The organism is Nonomuraea sp. bgisy101 (assembly GCF_057708945.1).
Genome location: NZ_JBYITD010000018.1, coordinates 26,652 through 44,544 on the forward strand (window position 1 = coordinate 26,652; position 17,893 = coordinate 44,544).

Below are 17,893 nucleotides of genomic sequence, written 5' to 3' on the forward strand. Positions count from 1 at the left end.
CGGCATCCGCTTTCCTGGAACCATCGGCCGTGCTCAGGGCCGTGCTCTCCCAATCCATTCGACGATAGTGGGGCGCGATCACCTGGCGGTGTTCGTCGCTTCGATCGAACCTTGAAGTCCGCGTTCGTCCAGTTCGACGAACTGATCGCCGGGAGCCGTCGCGGCGGAGCGGGAACCGTGAACGGCTGGACGACTGATTCCAAGACAGACGGCTGAGCGTCAACGGTCATAGGCGGTGAGGGGTCGGGGCGGTGGGCCGGCCGGTCTTGTCGTGTGCCGGATCGCGGTAGTCAGAGCATGATCCGGATGATCACTCTGATGGAGACGCCGGCTGGAGTGTGTGCGGAGACCTGACCGTCGGCCCCGGGTGGACACACCGTCGTCCTGGGGCGGCCGCAAGCCGGCGGCACCCGAATCGCGCGGTTCAAGAAGTAGCGCAGGTCAAGAAACGGTGCATCGAATGCCCGCTGCGGGCCGATACACCACCACCACGAGCGGACGCGGCGTCACCGACGAGGCCTGGTTACACACCCGCCGCACGCCGTCCACCGTGGACTCACCCACACGGCGGCGTCTGGACCCTCGAGCCAACCACCGTCTGACGGCAGGACGCCGATCCCACCTCTTCAGCGATCCTTCTACGCGTTCAGGACGGCACGCGCCGGTCGGCCCGGCCGGTGTGCAGGTAGAGGGCGCGCCCTTGCCCGTCGTCTCCGAGGAAGGCGAGCGGCGCGCCGACGCCCCCTTCGGATTCGGTCGGGAGCACCGAGTCGCCGCGCCAGGCGACCAGCTCAGTGCGGTACGGCGCCTCGTCCAGGTCGGCGGTGACGCCGAGGGGGACGCGGTCCAGCCACAGCCGCCCTTCGGCGTCCTGGCTCACCGTGGTCCGCGAGGTGCTCGACAGGTAGGTGCCGACGTAGCGGGCGGCGTCCAGCAGGCGCGCGGCCAGGTCCGGCCGGGGCACCTCGCCCGGCTCAACTTCGGCGAGTTCGCCGAGCAGACGTCCGGCGAGCTCGCGGAAGACCGGCTTCGGGGAGCCGCCGTTGGTGAGGATCACCAGCGCCACGTCGCGCTCCGGGACCACGCGCAGGAACGCTGACTGGCCGATGGTGTTGCCGTCGTGACCGAAGATCGCCCGGTCGGGGCGGTAAAAGAGCTCCCAGCCGAGGCCCCAGCCGGTGCCCTGGTCGAGGTCGGGCTGTGCGACCTGCGGCTGCCGCATGGCCCGGACGCTCTCCTGGCTGAGCACGGCGCGGCCGTCCGGTCCCCGGCCGCCGGCCAGGTGCATGCGGGCGAAGGCCAGCAGGTCGCGGGCGCGCATCGCCAGCATCGAGCCGGCCGGCGCGTTCGATCGGGCCAGCGCCCAGACGCGGGTGGGTGCGAGCGGGCCTCCGGGCTCCTGCTCGATGTGCCCGACCGCGGTGCGGTGGAGGATCGCGTCGTACGGGTCGTTCGCAGCGTGCGTCAGGCCCAGGGGCTCGAACAGGTGCGCCCGCATGCAGTCGTCGAACGGCCTGCCCCGGACAACCTCGACGATTCGCCCCAAGACGCAGAAGCCGGCGTTGTTGTAGGAGAACATCTCCCCTGGCTCGAACAGCTGCGGCACGTCGTGCAAGAGGTCGACGTACTTCTCGAGGCAGTCGTCACCCTTGCCGGTGTCGGTGAAGATGTCGCCCTCGAAGCCCGAGACGTGGCACAGCAGCTGCCGCACGGTGATCCGCGCGGCCGCGCGCTCATCGGCGATCACGAAGCCGGGCAGGTAGGCGCGCACCGGTGCGTCGAGGTCGAGCCTGCCCTCGTCGACCAGCTGCATGGCCAGCGTCGCGGTCAGCACCTTGGTGATCGAGCCGATCTGGAAGAGCGAGCCGGTCGTGGCCTCGACGCCGGTGGCCGTGTTCAGCACCCCGGCCGCGACGTCCACCGACTCGTCGCCGGCGCAGACCGCCACCGCCGCCCCTGGCACCCGGTTCTCGGCGAGCAGGTCCGGCAGCCGGCTTCGCAGCCATGCGCTGACCTCATCGAACTTCGACACCGGCATCCCTCCTGACTCCATCTCCGCTGGAGCATAGGCCAGGGCGAACGGACCGCGTTCGTCCGCTTCCACCACAGGCGGCCCGCCGGTTCGTCCCGGCGGACGATCAACCGTCGAGATCGCCCACCCGAAGCACCCCGTGGGACAGGTCATAGCCGGCCGCGACCCTAGACCTGGCCGGCGGCCACGGTGTAAGCACGCCGACCGCTGGGCCCGTCTTGCGGCATGACGCCACACCGCATATCGTGCCGATGTATCAACTCGATATATCGGGCCGATTGCCATAGCCCGGATGACGCGGCGGGAGCTGCGATGAGGCGGATCGACTACAACACGGAGCAGTACCAGGACTACGCGCGTGGCCGCGCGCTTGCCGAGCAGCAGCTGCAGGCATGGATCAGCGCCTTCGGAGCGGTACTGCCCGAGCGGCGTCCGCTGGCCGGGCTGGACGTCGGCTCAGGGACCGGCAGGTTCACCCCCGCGCTGGCGCGAGCGTTCGGGCCGGTCACCGGCGTCGAGCCGTCGGTCCGCATGCGCGAGACAGCGCAGGCGCAGTCCCTGCATCCCGATGTGCGGTATCTGGCAGGCTCGGCGGAGGACATGCCAGTGCCGTCCAGAAGCGCCGACTACGCTCTCATGTTCTTGTCCTGGCACCACGTCCAGGACAAGCCGCGGGCGGCCCGGGAGCTGGCCAGGGTGCTCAGGCCCGGCGGGCGGCTGCTCCTGCGCGCGAACTTCAGCGACCACCATCCCAGGCCGTGGTGGCTGGAGCACTTCCCCCGCGGCTTCGAGGCGGACGCCTCGCTGTTTCAGCCGCTGCACGAGGTCATCGCGATGTTCACGTCGGCCGGCTGGCGCGTTGCCGGCTTCGGCACGGTTACCGAGCCGTCCTCCGGCACCCGCGGTGACATGCTCGAACGGCTGCGCCTGCGCACTCTTTCGTTCTTCGCTCAGCTCAGTCCCGACGAGCTGGAGACCGGCTTCCGCCGGCTGGAGCAGGCTGTCGCCGCAGATCCCGACGCACCGGCGCCCGTGTTCTCTGAGCCGCTGCTCACGCTCGAACGGAGCTGGTAACGCCAACGGCGCCTCGTTGACAGGCGTTGCGACGAACCAGCCGACGCGTGCGGGTCCGGACCCTTGTTCCAGCCGGCGGGGATGACGACCTTGCGAGCGAGGTCGGCCACGGCTGCACCGCGCTCGCGCGCCCCGTCATGCAGCCGGGTCAAACCGATATCGAGGTGAGATTCGCAGGCGGCCGCCGTCCGCGGCCACGGGGGTGCTGCCGTTCCCCCACGCCTGGGACATGTCCAGCCGGGCGTGCGCGTTGACCACGTCCGCGACCGCCTCGTTCGGCTTGCCCGATGGAAAAGTACCGGCTGGCGGCCATGGACAGCTCGCGCCCGCCCACCCAGGGGATGTGCCGGGCACCCTCGTACGGGCTCATGTTGCCACGAACGTGGTGATGGCCGAGGGCATACACGTTGGGGCCGGGTCGGGACAGGTCCCCGTTGCCGGGACAGCCGCCGTCAGCCGCGGCCGGCGGTAGGCGCGTGATCGCCAGATCCGTTCCCGGCATCGTGCGCGTCCGGCACAGAACCCGCCCAGGAGGCGGTAGTTCGTCCCACGAATTTGTTACTCTGGCCAAGTGAGTAAGCATGATGACGGTCAGATCGGGACGGTGGCCGCGCTGGTGCGGTCCACGTTCCTGGTGAATGCCGTGTACGCAGATTCCGCCCGCGAGTACGGCCTCACCCAGCAGCAGGGCCAGTTGCTGTGCGTCCTGATGGCGCAGCCGTACGGCATGAGCGAGCTGGGCGCGGTGCTCGGCCTGGCCAAGTCGAGCCTGACCGGCCTGGTGGACCGCACCGAGCGCAACGGTCTGGTCCAGCGCGCATCCGACCCGCAGGACTCGCGTGCGGTACGAGTGGCGCTCACCAGGCGGGGCGCCAAGCTCGCCGACGAGTTCTACACCGAGACCTGCCGCCGCGTCGAAGAACTGACCTCGGGGTTCGCCCCAGCGGAGCGCGACGCACTCGCCGCCCTGCTCGGCCGCGTCGTGACGGACAACAAGGTTCCCACCGTCTTCCTGGAACCGGATCCCGCACGCTGAATCAAAGAAGGAGTTGCAGTTCGTGCTACGAACCAATATTGTTCGTGACACGAACTGCAACCCTTTTTGTTGGAGCGTGCATCATGAGTCGTACAGTCGTGGTCATCGGCGGAGGTTACGGTGGTTCCGCAGTCGCCAAGGCGCTGGACCCCGAGGCCGACGTCGTCCTCATCGATCCGCGTGACTCGTTCATCAACTCGGCCGGCTCGCTGCGGGCGCTGACCCAGCCCGACTGGGCGCACAACATGTTCTTCCCCTACGACCAGTGGCTCAGGCACGGCACGGTGGTGCGCGACCGCGCGGTCTCGGTGGACCCCGGCGGCGTCACCCTGGCCTCAGGCCGGCGGGTCGAGGCCGACTACCTGGTCCTGGCCACCGGCTCCAGCTACGCCTACCCCGCCAAGCCCACCTCTGACTCCACGGACGGCGTTCTGGACGACCTGCTCAGGACGCACAAGGAACTGGCGGGTTCCGAGCGGGTGCTGATCCTCGGCGCCGGGCCGGTAGGCCTGGAACTGGCCGGGGAGATCAAGGAGGTCTGGCCGCACAAGCACGTGACCCTCGTCGACCCGGCCGAGCGACTGATGGACACCTTCCCTGCGGAGATGCGCGAGGAACTGCACCGCCAGCTCGACGAGCTGGACATTCACCTGCGGCTGGGCACAGGCCTGACCACGCCTCCGGCGACCGAGCCCGGCCAGGCGGCGACGTTCACCGTCACGACGACCGGAGGGGAGGAGATCACCGCCGACATCTGGTTCCGCGCGCACGGGGTGCGCGTCAACAGCGACTACCTCGCCGGCGGCCGGCTGACGACTCGTACGCCGCAGGGGCAGGTTCCCGTCAGCGAGACCCTCAACGTGCACGGATACGACCACGTCTACGCCATCGGCGACATCACCGACGTGGCCGAGGCCAAGATGGCCGGGTACGCGATGCAGCATGCGGAGGTGGTGGCCCAGAACATCATCGCCCAGCTGCGCGGCGAGCAGCCGACGGCCACCTACCAGCCGCTCCCCCACCCCATGATCCTGCTGCCCCTCGGCCCGCGTAGGGGTGTCGGCCAGTTGCCCACCCCCGACGGACCGGCCGTCGTCCCGGCCGAGACCGTCTCGGCGTACAAGGGGGCCGACCTGTTCACCGGCCGCTTCACCGAGCAGTTCGGCGCCGCCTGACATGGACTACACCCGGCTCGGCCGCAGCGGCCTCTCCGTGTCCAGGCTCGTCCTGGGCACGATGAACTTCGGGACGGAAACGTCCGAACAAGACAGCCACACGATCATGAACCGTGCGCACGAGCACGGCATCAACTTCTTCGACACCGCCGACGTGTACGGCGAAGGCCGCACCGAGCAGATCATCGGCCGGTGGTTCGCCACCGGGGGCGGCAGGCGCGACAGGACCGTCCTGGCCACCAAGCTCTACCTCCCGACGGGCGAGTGGCCCAACGACAGCCGCCTGTCCGCGCTGCACATCCGGCGCGCGTGCGACGCCTCGCTCCAGCGGATGGGCACCGACCACATCGACGTGTACCAGATGCACCACATCGACAGGAGCACGCCGTGGGAGGAGATCTGGGAGGCCTTCAGCGTCCTGCGCCAGCAGGGCAAGGTGCTCTACTTCGGCTCGTCCAACTTCGCCGGCTGGCACCTGGCACAGGCGCAGGAGGCGGCGCGCTCGCGGCACATGCTCGGTCTGGTCGCCGAGCAGTCGATCTACAACCTGATGAACCGCTGGGCCGAACTGGAGGTGCTGCCCGCGGCGCGGCACTATGGGCTGGGCGTGATCCCGTGGTCGCCGCTGCACGGCGGTGTTCTCGGCGGCGTCCTGCGCAAGCAGAAGGAGGGTGGCGCCTCCCGCGGCGATTCCGGGCGGTCGGCCCGCACCCTCGCCGAACACCTCGAAAAGATCGAGGCGTACGAGAAGATGTGCGCCGCCATCGGCGAGGATCCCGCTGACGTCGGGCTGGCCTGGTTGCTCACGCGGGACGGCGTGACCGGGCCGATCATCGGGCCGCGCACGGTCGGGCAGCTCGACGGCTCGCTCAGGGCCCTGGCGATCACCCTTGACGAGGGCACGCTGGCCAGGCTGGACGAGCTGTTCCCGCCGCCCGGGCCGAACGGCGCCAAGCCCGCGCCGGAAGCGTACGCCTGGTGAACATCTCCCTTTGCACAGAAAGGCAGAACATTGTCCGCGCATAACGTCGTCTTCGGCCTTGGCACGCATCCCGGCATCGACGACATACCCGAGCTGCTGCGCATGGCCCAGCAGGCCGACCGGGACGGGCTCGACATCTTCACCCTGTCGGACCATCCCTACATCGGCGGGCGCCTGGACGCTTACGCCGCGCTCGGCTTCATCCTCGGGCGTACGGAGCACATCGCCGGCTTCGCCAACGTCACCAACCTGCCGACCCGGCCTCCTGCCATGCTGGCCAGGACGGTGACCTCGCTGTCGGCACTGTCGGGCGGCCGCGTCGTGCTCGGCATGGGCGCCGGCGGGCTGTGGGATCGCATCGCCGACATGGGAGTGCCGCGGCTGACGCCCGGCGAGGCCGTGGACGCCTTCGAGGAGGCCATCGTCCTGGTCAAGCTGCTGTCGGGCGGCGGCCCTCCGGTCACCTACGAGGGCAACCACTACCGGGTGAACCAGATCGAGCCCGCTCCCGTCGCCGCGCCTCCCGTATGGACAGGATCGGTCGGCTCGAAATCACTGGCCGCCACCGGCCGCGTGGCCGACGGCTGGATCCCCGGCCATGCGGCCGACTGGCTCAGCGAACGCTACTGGGCCTCGCGGCCCATCATCGACGAGGCCGCAGCGTCCGTCGGCCGCGATCCGAGCGAGATCCGCACGGTCTTCAACCTCCCCGGCCGCATCACCGACCGGCCGCTGCCCGCCACCCGCGACCGCGACGGCCGCTGGCTCGGCGGCTCCGTCGACCAGTGGGTCGAGGAACTGACCGGAGCCGTGCTGGAGCACGGCGCGTCCGGCTTCACGCTCTTCTCCGCCGGCCACGGCGCCCCGGACCTCACCGTCCTGGCCCGCTGGGCCCAGGAGATCGTCCCGTCCGTACGCGAGGCGATCGCGAAGTAGCGCGACACCGGACCGACTGGGACATCCGGTCCGCCGGTCAGCGGGTGCCCGTCCCCGGCCGACGGCCGGACCGGTGGCCAACGTGGCGGCGCGCTGCTGGGAGATCGCCCTGGCGCTCGCCGAGGAGCGCCCCGGCTTCCACGCCGCCGCGCGCCATCACCCACCGGGTACTCGCACCCGCCGAGCAGCGCTTCGCGACCTACCTGACCACCACCCTGGCCACGATGGTCCACGACATGGACGCCTCCGGCTTCTTCGCCGGCGGCTGGTGGCGCAACGGTCACCGGTGTGCACGTACAGGGCACCATCGAAGGCGTCAGCGTCCGCGTGGCCCAGCGGTGCCTCGACGTCATCGAGCCGCTATCGCGCGACTTCCACCTGGTGACCCTCCATCCCGGGGTACGGCTTCTCCGGGCCGACCCACGAGCGCGGCTGGGACATCGTCCGGGTCGCGCGGGCCTGGGCCGAGCTGACGCGCCGTCTCGGGTACGAGCGCTACGGCGCGCGGGGCGGCGACTTCGGCTCGGGCGCCTCAATGGCGCTCGGCGCGGTGGCACCCGAGCGGCTTGTCGGGGCGCACGTCAACTTCCTGCCGACCCGGCCGGTCCCGGACGCCGATATCGACCTGTCCGCAACGCACGAGTTCCCGGCTGAACAAGGTCAGACAACTGATGGCGAACCGGCCGCCGTTCCAGGCTTTGCAGGCCCTCACCCCGCAGACCATCGGCTACGCGCTGACCGACTCGCCGGTCGGCCAACTGGCCTGTATCGCCGACGGCTCCGCGCAGTGGACCGGCCCTCGCTCGCCGATCAGTGACGAGCGGATGCTCACCAACATCTCGCTGTACTGGCTGACCGCCACCGCGGCCTCCTCGGCGCGGCTGCACCACGACACCTCGCGGGCGCTCGAGCCGTACCCGGTACCGGTCGGCGTGGCGGTGTTCACGCACGACATCACGCAGCCGGTGCGACCACTGGCCGAGCTGCTGTACGACATCAGCCACTGGTCGGAGAACCATCGAAACCCTCCCTTTCCAGTGCAGAACGTGATGACACGCCCTACCAGGGCCGAACGTCACACTGATGTCAGGACTATGGCCGTGACCAGGTGGATCGCAACGGTATCCCTGCGGGACCGTGGTCGAGGGGTTCGTCGTGACAGCATCGGCTGACCGCGCAGCATGTGGCGCGGCACCAGGCCTTGGGGCGAACGACCCGTATGTGAGGGACCAATGGCTCTTCGAGCGATCCGCGCTGACCGTCACTGTGGAGGGGTGGGGAGGGCATGCACTCGGGGCCACGGGGTTCGCGCTGTCCCACGCCGCTGCCTGACCTGCCGCGCCGATGGTCATGCCGGTTTCGCCGTTAGAGATCTGCTCGGTGGGGCCGCCATGACCGTCATCTGGGCGACACCGGCCTTGCGATGGTCCGGTTAGGGGGAGGACATGAAGATCAAGAGCGTGATGTCCACGCCGGTGGTCGTGGTGCCGCCATACACGGCGGTGTGTGACATCGCCCGGCAGATGGACCATTCCGGGGTCGGCAGCGTCGTCATCAGCGACGGACGGGAGGTCATCGGCATCGTGACCGACCGCGACCTGGTGCTGCGGGTGCTCGCACAGGGAGGGGACGACCAGGCCCAGGTGCAGGAGGTCATGACCAGGGATCCGGCCACCGTGCGGCCTGATGACGACCTGGACGTGGCGGTCGAGATGTTCCGGCGGAGCGCTTTCCGCCGATTGCCCGTGGTGGAGGCAGGCACGGTGGTCGGCGTCCTGAGCGTGGACGACCTGCTGCTGCGGGTCAACCAGCTCACAGCCAATCTGCTCGGGCCGCTGGCCAGGGAGATCAGCACGCCCGAACACTTCCAGGAAGGATAGTGCGGTTTCCACGAACGTTCACGGCTTGAGTGATCAGGCAGCTCGGGCGAGCGGCCGGCCCGGCATCGCTGTTTCTCGCTGCGGGCACGGCACGTTCGCGGCGTGGGCGGCCAGTTCCTCGAGCCGGTGAACCTATGTGGTCCCCGCACTGGCAACCGTGCGACTCGGGCACGTTATCGCCGGAAGTCTCCTGGGATCGGACGGCCAGCGAATCGACGGCAAGATCCCGGTGTCGGTATCGCGTCAGAAACAGGCCGCCGGAAGCGTCGGCGGGGCCGGCGGAGGAGTACGCGGCCAGCACGTCAGGTGGTCTTGGCGGTGTACCGCTCACGCCATCGCGGCGCAGGGCCGGACGGTTCGCTTCGGAGGGCCTTCGACTTCTTCAGTCCAGGACCTCCGTCAAGGAACGGCGCACTCCCCGGCTGTCGTCGAAGACGACCCCCAGGCGCATGATCATCTGGGGATAGTCGCCCGAGCATAGCTCGTGTCGGAGGAACTCGCGCAGCTGGTGCATCTCGAGCGCCTGGGTGTGGAAGGCAGCGCTGACGCCGTAGGCGGAGGCGTGCAGCAGGACCCGCTGCAACGCCTGGCCTGTGGCGATCCACTCCTCGCGGCTGTCGCCTGGCGTCGTCATGATCGTCACGATGCCGGTCGAGGTCGCCATGCTCTGGTCGGTGTTGGCGCCCCAGTCGTGTCCGTGCGCGTAGTCACGCTGTGGGAAGCGACAGACCGCCTTACGTGGGTAGGCATCGGCGGGCACCCCGTCGCGGCGGGAGCTGCCCGGCGGGCGGGACCATCGGATCACCTCCAGGTCGAATGTCCGGTCCCGTCTTTGCACGCTCTGCGCGGCCTGTGTGAGTGCGACGAGCACGTCCACTCCCTCGGGGGAGCGGATCTGCGCCAGCCTGACCTTCTCGGCCGCCGCCTGCTGGACCAGTCGCTCGATCACCCGGTCAGGCACGGGCAGATTGGTGAAGCCGCCGCGATGGGTACGACGCCGCTTGATCTCGCCGGCCAGCATTGTGACGGTCTCGTCCGGCGTCACCGAATCGCCGAGCCGTACGGTGGCCAGCAGCGACGGGCGGTCGAGGTCTGGCAGGATCCGGACGACGGGCTCATAGCCTGCGGCCCGCACCGCCATCCGGAGGGTGTAGAGCGCGGCGCCGCAACTGATGATCAGTTCACGAGCGGACGGGTCGCTCACGGGGAGCTTGCGTTCGACGTCGGCGCGCAGACTGATCTCGTCCCCGAACACGCCGAAGGTCCAGGGCTGCGTGTTGTGGACCGAGGGGGCCCAGGTGGCGGCCTCGATCGCCGCATGGATCGCCTTATCCTTCATGGCGGTACACCTCCAGCATGGATGAGACCAGCGGACCATGCTGGAAAATCCCTTGCCAGGGCCGAAAGCCCCCTGTGGCAGGCCGTCGGCCCTCTTGTCTGGTTGCCGGGAGATGTCTGCGCCAGAACCAAGGCCCTCCCTCATTCGGGTTCTCCGGCCCCAGAGTGATCCATCCATTGATGCAACGCTTGTCATTTTTCTCGTACATACGAAAGGACCCGACGCCATGGGAGTCATGCAATGAAACGGTCTAAGCCCGTGAAACCCTGCGTTCGCGGAGGATCTACCCCGGATAGGTCAGCGCCACGGGAATAAAGAAGATGGCCGCCCGAGTGATCGATTGATCGTCAACTTGTTGCCATTGAGGTTTCTCAATGAAGACTTGCGCCAGTACTTACATCAGCAAGGCGTAGGGACATCGAAGACCCGGACAAGGTCAGCATCATGTCCAGCTACCCGCAGGGCTGTAGCGTTTGATGCATGCGCGATGACCCAACCGCCGTCCTCCTCGAGCCGGGTGCCACCCAGGAGGAGCTTCTCCGGGCCGTTGAGGAGGTCCCCGTCGGCCGCCTCATCTACCACGGTCCATTGAGGGTTCGCCAGATCTCCCCAGAGGTGTCCGACCATACCGCTGTGCTGCGGTTCGAGCGCCGTCACATCTCAGCACTCATTAAGATTCTCTCCAGCATGGACGTAAGGGTCAGGGGGCTTTTCTGGCTTCACCAGGAACCCGAGTCCTTTGTCCGGGTTCATACCGACTGCGTGTACCACCCCTACCAAGACTATGTGCGATGTATTGCCGCATTGGCTCCGTTTCTCGCCGACGCTGACTTCTTCCTGTGCCTCCGGTACGAAGATGATGACGGGGACTGGACTTACCTCGTCGACCGTTACCGCATCACCGATGGGAAGCTGCGGTGGTTGCGCAGCCGGACGCCGGACGACGACCTGGATACGTACCTTGCGTCGGCCCGATGACGACTTCGGCCCTCGGCAACGGCGTCCGGTGTCTGCCGCGATCACCGGTTTGCCAGCCGCGTCATCCTCGCAGAGTGCCCGGTTGACAAGTAATCAATTGGTGAGCGGAGCGTGCCCGGCGACGCCTTCTCGGGGTAGCCATCTGCGCGAAGCTCCGGAGCACGCGAAGCGCCTGGTAGGAACAGGTCTGCCAAGATCATGTCCGCTGAACCAGAGGCTTCACGTTGGTTACCTACGCTGCGCTGCTTGACGTCCCGCGCCATGTCGTGGAGCATCTCGCCCGGCTGCTAGTGCTGTGACCGGGATGGTTCACCGTGATCGGGAGACGGCTCACGGGCCGACCGCGTTTCGCGAAGCGACTGGTATTACTGGCATATGCAGGAAGAGACCGCGCGGTCCGCGATCGACACGTTCATCTCCGCGTTCAACGCCTCGGACGACAGCTATGTGACTGCGCTGCTCTCCCAGGCCCTGACCTCGGACGTGATCTTCTGGGGGCCGTTGGGCCGCAGCGAAGGGATCGAGGCGGTCGAGCGGTTCGTGCTGGACATCCGGCGCCACCCGGCGGGGACCGGCACGATGGTGCGCTGCTCGGCGGTAGACATGCCTGACGAGTGGGCCCGGTACCAGTGGGTCTTCACCACGCCGGATGGAGGTCCCCGCCTGGCGGGAACGGACGTCGTCCATCTGCGGCGGAGCCTCATCGACCAGGTCATCGTCTTCGCGGGGGAGATCGAGCCGTCCGCCTCCTAAGTCATCCTTCTCTGGCGCCGTCCTTCTCCTGAACCGGCCCGTTCGGCGCTCCGGGGCTGCGGTTCGCGGTTGGCCAGGCTGCGGTATTGAGGGGGCGTCCGCCCCAGCGGATGCCTTTCTCGCTGCGGATGCGGGCGCGTTCTTTGCGTTCGGCGGCCAGGACGTCGCGGTGGCGGGCGTTGGCGTTGCGCCAGCGCAGGTAGGCGTGCAGGGCTCGGGTCTGCACGGTGTGGTTGGGGTGGTTGGAGTTGGCGATGGTGAACTGCCTCAGGGGTCCGAAGTGCGCCTCGATCGGGTTGGCCCAGGACGCGTAGGTCGGGGCGAAGCACAGCTCGACCTTGTTCGTCTTCGCCCAGCGGCGGACGTCGGCGCCTTTGTGGGCGGACAGGTTGTCCAAGATCACGTAGATTGGGGCACCGTCCGGGCGGGCGGCGCGGATCGACTTCAGCGCGGTCAGCGTGTTCGCGGCACCCTTCCTGCGGTGGTTGACGCCCCACAGCCGGTTGTCGCCGATCGAGTAGCAGCCGTGGAAATACCGGACGCCATGGGTGCGGTGGTAGGTGGCGGGCAGTCGGTCGGGGCGTTTGCGCTCGGCCCAGCCCAAGCCCGCGGTGGGACGGATCCCCAGTGGCCCGAACTCGTCGAAGGCGAACACCCGGTCGGGGAAGCGGTCAAGGACCTCCTCGATCCGGTCCAGCTTCGCCTCGCGGTCGGGGTCGGGAGATTCCTTCCAGGTCTTGGTGCGCTGGAAGGTGATGCCGCGGCGGGCGAGTAGGCAGCGTAACGCCTCGCGGCCGATCCGGATGATCCGGCCGTGGACTTTGCGCAGGTAGGCGACGAGCTTGCGCAGGGACCAGCGGGTAAAGGGCTGGCCGAGCTTGGTGAGGCGGGTGGTGGCCGTCTGGATGACGAAGTCCTCCTCGTCAGAGCTGAGTTGGCGGGGACGGCCTCCCGCCCACCGAGGGTCCAGGCAGGCCAGGCCGATCTCGTTGAAGCGGTGGATCACATCCCGGACGGTGTCCTCGTCGGCCTGCACCAGCTGGGCAATCACAGGCACCCCGGTTCCCGCCAGCCGAGGCCAGCAGCATCATCGCGCGCCGGTAGCGCACCGAGCTGGTGCTGCCCCGACGCACGATCTGCTGCAGCTTCTGCCCCTCCTGGTCGGTCAGTCTGCGCACACGGACAGGCTCGGCCACCGCGCCTCCAGCGGTCGGATCGGACGTCACCGCCCATCAAACCGCCACGATCACCAAACCGGCGAACCTATGCGGTCAGAGCACTAGCCTCCCGCCGGCGCCGGATCGGGACGCCGAAGGGCTCGCGGGCGCTGGGCCCGTTCCGGCAGGCGGTGCTGGTGCTGCGCTGGTTCTGCGAGCGTGGCTGCGTGCACTGCCTGGCCCGCGACGCCGGGATCTCCCAGGCCACCGCCTACCGATACCTGCACGAGGGCATCGACGTCCTGGCCGAGCGGGCCCCCCGACCTGCACCAGGTCCTGGACCGCTGCCGGCAGGAGGGCATGATCCACGTGATCCTGGACGGGACGCTGATCGAGTGCGACCGGGTGGCCGGGGTCCGGGACAACGGCAACGACCTGTGGTTCAGCCAGAGACACAAGGCATTCGGCGGGAACGTGCAGTTCCTGTCCGCTCCCGACGGCACGTCGCTGTGGGTCTCCGACGCCGAGCCCGGCTCCACCCCGGACATCACCGCAGCCCACCTGCACGCGCTGCCAGCCCTGTACAAGGCGGCGGCCGACGGCCTGCCCACCCTGGCGGACAAGGGCTACATCGGCGCGGGCATCGGCATCCTCGTTCCCCACCGACGCCCCAAGGGCCAGTCCGAAAAGGCACTCCACACCGACAACCGCGCCTTCAACACACTCGTACGACACATCCGGGCCCTGGGCGAGCGCGCCGCCGCCGAACTCAAGCAACGCTGGCGCAGCCTGCAGCACATCACCCTCAGCCCGAAGCGGATCGGCGACATCGCCCGCGCCGCCCTCGTCCTCAACAGAATCTGGAAATGATCAACGCTGAGAAAACCTCATTGACCAGGGCTGAAAGCAAGGGATCTTCTGGTCGCACTGGCCATACGGATGCGGGCGTCAGGGCGGACGGTCCGATGGCGGCCAGATATCGGCGAACGCGTCGTACGACGCGCTCATACGAGGCTTTACCGGCCATCGGCCCCGGATCATAGGACATCGGCCCTGCCGTACAGCGGGCTATGAGCGAAGGCTGACCGCAAGCGAACCTCAACTCTGCCCTTTTCGGCGGAACGGGACCGTCACCGGCAGTACGTTCCTCCTTGAGCGCCCAAGTGGCGAGCGACTCCTGCTGTACTGCGCCCTTCTTCAAGGTCACCGCGCATCGGGGGCCGTGGATGCGCCTTGCGGCGTCTCGGCGGCATGATCACGACGGTCATGTGCCGTGGCGAGGTCGATATCGCCACGGCAGAACAACTTGAGCGGCTTCTCGTCGACGTGCTCAGCCGGTCGCGTCCCGATGTCGTTCTCGACCTGCGTGAGGTCACCTTCCTGGATGCCGGCGGTTTGACCGCGCTGATCCGCGCCGACGATCGGGCGCGCCGCCTCGGCGGGCGGTCGAGCAGAACGCGGACATCTCGTCGTTCGGGAAAGGTCATTTCAGCCTCCTCCTGCGAGGTCGGTTGCAGGCCTCTCCAGCACACGCCCTGAACGGATGCGGGGTCAGGGTCACGCTCCGGTAAAGGACCGATGTCACCTGTCGGTGCGCGTCCAGGGCGGGCGTCGATCAGTCCACCAAGGGTTGCGGCATATCCGGGGGACAGTGTCGTTGGTCGCCCTCCACCGGGCCTTTCGACCCTGCTCTTTCTTCTCGAACGGCCGCACTGTGGAGACTGAAGGAGGACGTGACATGGACACGAAGATCGTTGTCGGGACGGACGGATCACCAGAGGCGAACGTCGCTGTCGACTGGGCCGCCGAGGACGCCGAGCGCAAGGGATCATCGCTGCGCGTCGTCCACGTCGTCGACCACGCCCGCTACAGCGTGCCTCGCTTGTCGCCCTTGGACCTCAAAGACCAGTTGATCAAGGCTGGCCAGGAACTGCTCGAGCACACCGCCCAAGGTGTGCGCGAGGCTCGGCCCGGTCTCAAGGTGATGACCCAGTTGATGGTCGGTCACCCCGTGGCCGGACTACGGGTGATGTCCGAGGACGCGATCGAACTCGTGGTGGGCACGCGCGGGTTGAGCGGCCTCACCGGCGCCGTCCTCGGCTCCGTAAGCGTGGGGGTCGCGGGCCATGCGAACGGAGTAGTGGTCGTGGCGCGCCAAGCGCCTGCGGGCGAAGAAGTCGTGGTCGGGGTGGACGGCTCGCGGGCCGGCGGGCCCGCGCTGGCGCATGCCTTCGCCGAGGCCGAGCTGCGCGGCCGGCCGCTGCGTGTCGTGCACGCATGGGAGGTCCCCATCCACTTCATCTCCTTCGACAGGGACGCGGCGCTCGACGCCCACAGCCGCACCCTGCGAGAACTGCTCGCCCCATGGCGAGAGGAACGGCCCGGCGTCGACGTGATCGAAGACCTTGCGTGTGCCCCGCCGACCTCTGCCTTGGTCACCGCGTCCAAGCGGGCAAGCCTGCTTGTGGTGGGCAGCAGAGGTCGTGGCGGCGTGAAGTCGGCGGTGCTCGGCTCGGTGAGCCATGGCGTCCTGCACCATGTGCCCACTGTCCGGTGGCCGTGGTCCGCTGACCGTGGCTGCGAGGCAGCCGGTTCACCGGCATGCCGGCAGGCCCACCCTCTTCAGTCGAGAACCTCGGACAACGGACGCCGGACGCTGCGGCTGACGTCGAACGTGAACCCCAACCGCATGATCATCTGCGGGTACGCGCCCGAGCACAGTTCCTCACGCAGGAACTCGCGCAAATGCGGCAGCTCCAGCGCCTGGGTGTGGAAGGTAGCGCTCACCCCATAGGCGCACGCGTACAGCAGCACTCGCTGCAAGGCCTGACCGGTCGCGATCCACTCTTCCCTGGAATCCCCTCGTGTCGTCATGATCGCCACCACGCCCGTCGCGGCATTGGACTGATCCGTTTCGGTCCCCCAGGCGTAGTCGCGCTGAGGGAAACCGGTATCGGCCGGCTCACGCGGATAGGAGTCGGCCGGCACCCCGTCTTTGCGAGGACTGTCCGGCGGGCGTGCCCACCGGCGGACCTCGGGGTCCTGGGGTCTCGCACCCTGGGCTACCTGCGTGGCGGCGGCGAGCATGCGGAGAGCCGCCTCGTCTCCGGCGGGCACGAGCTTGACGTTCTCGGCGGCCGCCTGCCGTACCAGGGCCTCGATCAGCTTGTCGGGGACCGGCAGGGTGGTGAACCCCGCGCGGTGGGTGCGCCTGCGCTCGATCTCGCCGCTGAGCAGGCGGGTGGTCTCGTCCGGTGTCACCGCCTCGCCCGACCGTACGGTCGCCAGCAGGTTCGGCCTGTCGGGGTCGGGCAGGATCCGCGTCACCGGGGCCCATCCCCTGTCTCGCAGCACAGTGCGGATGTTGAACAGCGCCGCGCCGCAGCCGATCAGCATCTCCCTGCCCGCGTGGTCGCCAACGCGCAGCTTGCGATCGGCGTCCGCACGGACGCAGATCTCCTCGCCCGCCACGGCGAACGTCCACGGCTGGCTGTTGTGCACGGACGGAGCCCAGGTCGCGGCCTTCAACGCCGCGTGTATCGCCTCTGACCGCATGGCGATCACCTCCAACGGTGTCCACTCCAGCGAATCACCCGGCTCTCGCCTCCGGTCAGGGCCAAAAGTCCCGTGCCATCAAGGCGTTGGCCCCATGCACAACCCGTGCAGCACCTCAGGATGCGACTCGCGGGTCCTCTGCCCAGCGGTGCGACCGCCCCGTCCACTTCCGCTTCAGGGTGGTCGTGATGGTGTCGGCGCTCTCGCCGGTCTGGGCGTTTCAACTCGGGGCAGCCGGCCTGACGTGATCGAACGGGCTTGCGAGGGCTGCACCCGCTTGTGCCCCCGATGGGAGGAAAGCGCTGGCTAGGGCCGCTGGTGCCCGCCCACAGCGCTACAACCCCATCTTCAGGTTGATGAATTGCGCATCTACGCAATTCATTACATCATGGACGTGGACGGTTGGGGATCGGGACCAAGGGGTGTTGTGAGCGGGTCTTTCGCTGCGGCGGTCAGGGAACGGGCACTTCGGGCGGGCATGGCGTTGGAGGCGGCCCGCCATGACGATGACGCCGACGCGCTGGCGCTGGCCCAAGCCGAATGGGAGCACGTGACCCGGCTGGCGCGCACGCATGGCGTGCAGATCAGCCTGGGCGAGATCGAACCGGATGAGCCCGAGGGGCGCGAAGGGACGGCGCTGTGATGTCGGTGCCGTTGTACGAGGCCAAGGCTGAGCTGTTCCGTCTACTGGGCCACCCGGTCCGGATCCGTGTGCTGGAGCTGCTGCAGGACGGGCCGAGACCGGTGCGCGACCTGCTGGCCGCCATCGAGGTGGAGCCGACGGGCATGTCACAGCATCTGGCAGTACTGCGCCGCTCGGGGATGGTCAGCGCCCACCGCGACGGTTCCACCATGGTCTACGCCCTGGCCGGCGGAGACGTGGCCGACCTGCTGCGCGCGGCCCGCAAGCTGCTCACCCAGAAACTCACCGAGCAGCACGAGCTGCTGAGTGAACTGATGCAGGCGGAGGCCGGCTCCTCGTGACCTCCCTGTTGT

General features: G+C 68.4%; 15 protein-coding genes and 3 pseudogenes. 14 read left to right on the forward strand and 4 right to left on the reverse strand.

What is annotated here, in order from left to right; genetic code table 11:
* Window positions 1-646 precede the first annotated feature (646 nt).
* Window positions 647-2,032, reverse strand: coding sequence for a serine hydrolase domain-containing protein (locus tag AC3EO4_RS30430; RefSeq protein ID WP_431898795.1), 1,386 nt, complete (start codon window positions 2,030-2,032; stop codon window positions 647-649).
* Window positions 2,033-2,344: 312 nt separating this feature from the next.
* Between AC3EO4_RS30430 and AC3EO4_RS30435 the strand changes: the two genes are divergently transcribed.
* From AC3EO4_RS30435 to AC3EO4_RS30465, 7 genes are all read left to right on the forward strand, one after another.
* Window positions 2,345-3,106, forward strand: a complete 762-nt coding sequence (locus AC3EO4_RS30435; protein ID WP_431898796.1) for a class I SAM-dependent methyltransferase — start codon at window positions 2,345-2,347, stop codon at window positions 3,104-3,106.
* Between the two features lie 571 nt (window positions 3,107-3,677).
* The gene (locus AC3EO4_RS30440) at window positions 3,678-4,142 is read left to right on the forward strand and encodes a MarR family winged helix-turn-helix transcriptional regulator (RefSeq protein WP_379577278.1); all 465 of its coding nucleotides are present in this window, start codon (window positions 3,678-3,680) and stop codon (window positions 4,140-4,142) included.
* Window positions 4,143-4,225: 83 nt separating this feature from the next.
* Window positions 4,226-5,317, forward strand: coding sequence for an NAD(P)/FAD-dependent oxidoreductase (locus tag AC3EO4_RS30445; protein WP_379577277.1), 1,092 nt, complete (start codon window positions 4,226-4,228; stop codon window positions 5,315-5,317).
* A gap of 1 nt (window position 5,318) precedes the next feature.
* The gene (locus AC3EO4_RS30450; protein WP_431898797.1) at window positions 5,319-6,299 is read left to right on the forward strand and encodes an aldo/keto reductase; all 981 of its coding nucleotides are present in this window, start codon (window positions 5,319-5,321) and stop codon (window positions 6,297-6,299) included.
* A 30-nt stretch (window positions 6,300-6,329) separates the two neighbouring features.
* A complete protein-coding gene (locus AC3EO4_RS30455; protein WP_431898798.1) occupies window positions 6,330-7,235 on the forward strand; it encodes an LLM class flavin-dependent oxidoreductase in 906 nt (301 codons plus the stop codon).
* Between the two features lie 671 nt (window positions 7,236-7,906).
* On the forward strand, window positions 7,907-8,407 hold the full coding sequence (locus tag AC3EO4_RS30460; RefSeq protein ID WP_431898799.1) for a hypothetical protein: 501 nt from the start codon (window positions 7,907-7,909) through the stop codon (window positions 8,405-8,407).
* A gap of 273 nt (window positions 8,408-8,680) precedes the next feature.
* Entirely contained in the window at window positions 8,681-9,115 is a 435-nt protein-coding gene (locus AC3EO4_RS30465) for a CBS domain-containing protein (protein ID WP_379577272.1), read from the forward strand.
* Between the two features lie 382 nt (window positions 9,116-9,497).
* Here the strand turns inward: AC3EO4_RS30465 and AC3EO4_RS30470 are convergent, their stop codons facing one another.
* A complete protein-coding gene (locus AC3EO4_RS30470) occupies window positions 9,498-10,454 on the reverse strand; it encodes an Acg family FMN-binding oxidoreductase (RefSeq protein ID WP_431898800.1) in 957 nt (318 codons plus the stop codon).
* A gap of 480 nt (window positions 10,455-10,934) precedes the next feature.
* On the opposite strand from AC3EO4_RS30470, the gene AC3EO4_RS30475 reads away from it, so the two are divergent.
* Window positions 10,935-11,432: a hypothetical protein gene (locus AC3EO4_RS30475; protein WP_431898801.1), complete on the forward strand. Its 498-nt coding sequence runs from the start codon at window positions 10,935-10,937 to the stop codon at window positions 11,430-11,432.
* A gap of 375 nt (window positions 11,433-11,807) precedes the next feature.
* Complete coding sequence (locus AC3EO4_RS30480; RefSeq protein ID WP_379577267.1) at window positions 11,808-12,185, forward strand: nuclear transport factor 2 family protein; 378 nt, start codon at window positions 11,808-11,810, stop codon at window positions 12,183-12,185.
* A 76-nt stretch (window positions 12,186-12,261) separates the two neighbouring features.
* Here the strand turns inward: AC3EO4_RS30480 and AC3EO4_RS30485 are convergent.
* A pseudogene (locus AC3EO4_RS30485) lies at window positions 12,262-13,381 on the reverse strand (IS630 family transposase); the annotation flags it as partial.
* Window positions 13,382-13,416: 35 nt separating this feature from the next.
* Between AC3EO4_RS30485 and AC3EO4_RS30490 the strand changes: the two are divergent.
* From AC3EO4_RS30490 to AC3EO4_RS30500, 3 genes and pseudogenes are all read left to right on the forward strand, one after another.
* Window positions 13,417-14,212, forward strand: a pseudogene (locus AC3EO4_RS30490) (transposase family protein).
* A 381-nt stretch (window positions 14,213-14,593) separates the two neighbouring features.
* On the forward strand, window positions 14,594-14,881 hold the full coding sequence (locus AC3EO4_RS30495) for an STAS domain-containing protein (RefSeq protein ID WP_431898802.1): 288 nt from the start codon (window positions 14,594-14,596) through the stop codon (window positions 14,879-14,881).
* 199 nt (window positions 14,882-15,080) lie between these two features.
* Window positions 15,081-15,827: pseudogene (locus tag AC3EO4_RS30500) on the forward strand (universal stress protein); the annotation flags it as partial.
* A 137-nt stretch (window positions 15,828-15,964) separates the two neighbouring features.
* Here AC3EO4_RS30500 and AC3EO4_RS30505 read toward each other — a convergent pair.
* Window positions 15,965-16,897 carry an Acg family FMN-binding oxidoreductase gene (locus AC3EO4_RS30505; RefSeq protein WP_431898803.1) on the reverse strand — a complete coding sequence of 311 codons (933 nt, stop codon included), beginning with the start codon at window positions 16,895-16,897 and terminating at the stop codon, window positions 15,965-15,967.
* A gap of 427 nt (window positions 16,898-17,324) precedes the next feature.
* Here AC3EO4_RS30505 and AC3EO4_RS30510 point away from each other — a divergent pair, with 427 nt between their 5' ends.
* Window positions 17,325-17,540 (forward strand): hypothetical protein, encoded by a 216-nt coding sequence (locus tag AC3EO4_RS30510; RefSeq protein WP_379577261.1) that lies wholly within the window; start codon window positions 17,325-17,327, stop codon window positions 17,538-17,540.
* Window positions 17,540-17,881 carry an ArsR/SmtB family transcription factor gene (locus AC3EO4_RS30515; protein WP_379577259.1) on the forward strand — a complete coding sequence of 114 codons (342 nt, stop codon included), beginning with the start codon at window positions 17,540-17,542 and terminating at the stop codon, window positions 17,879-17,881. Before AC3EO4_RS30510 ends, AC3EO4_RS30515 begins: the two co-directional genes overlap by 1 nt.
* Window positions 17,882-17,893 lie beyond the last annotated feature (12 nt).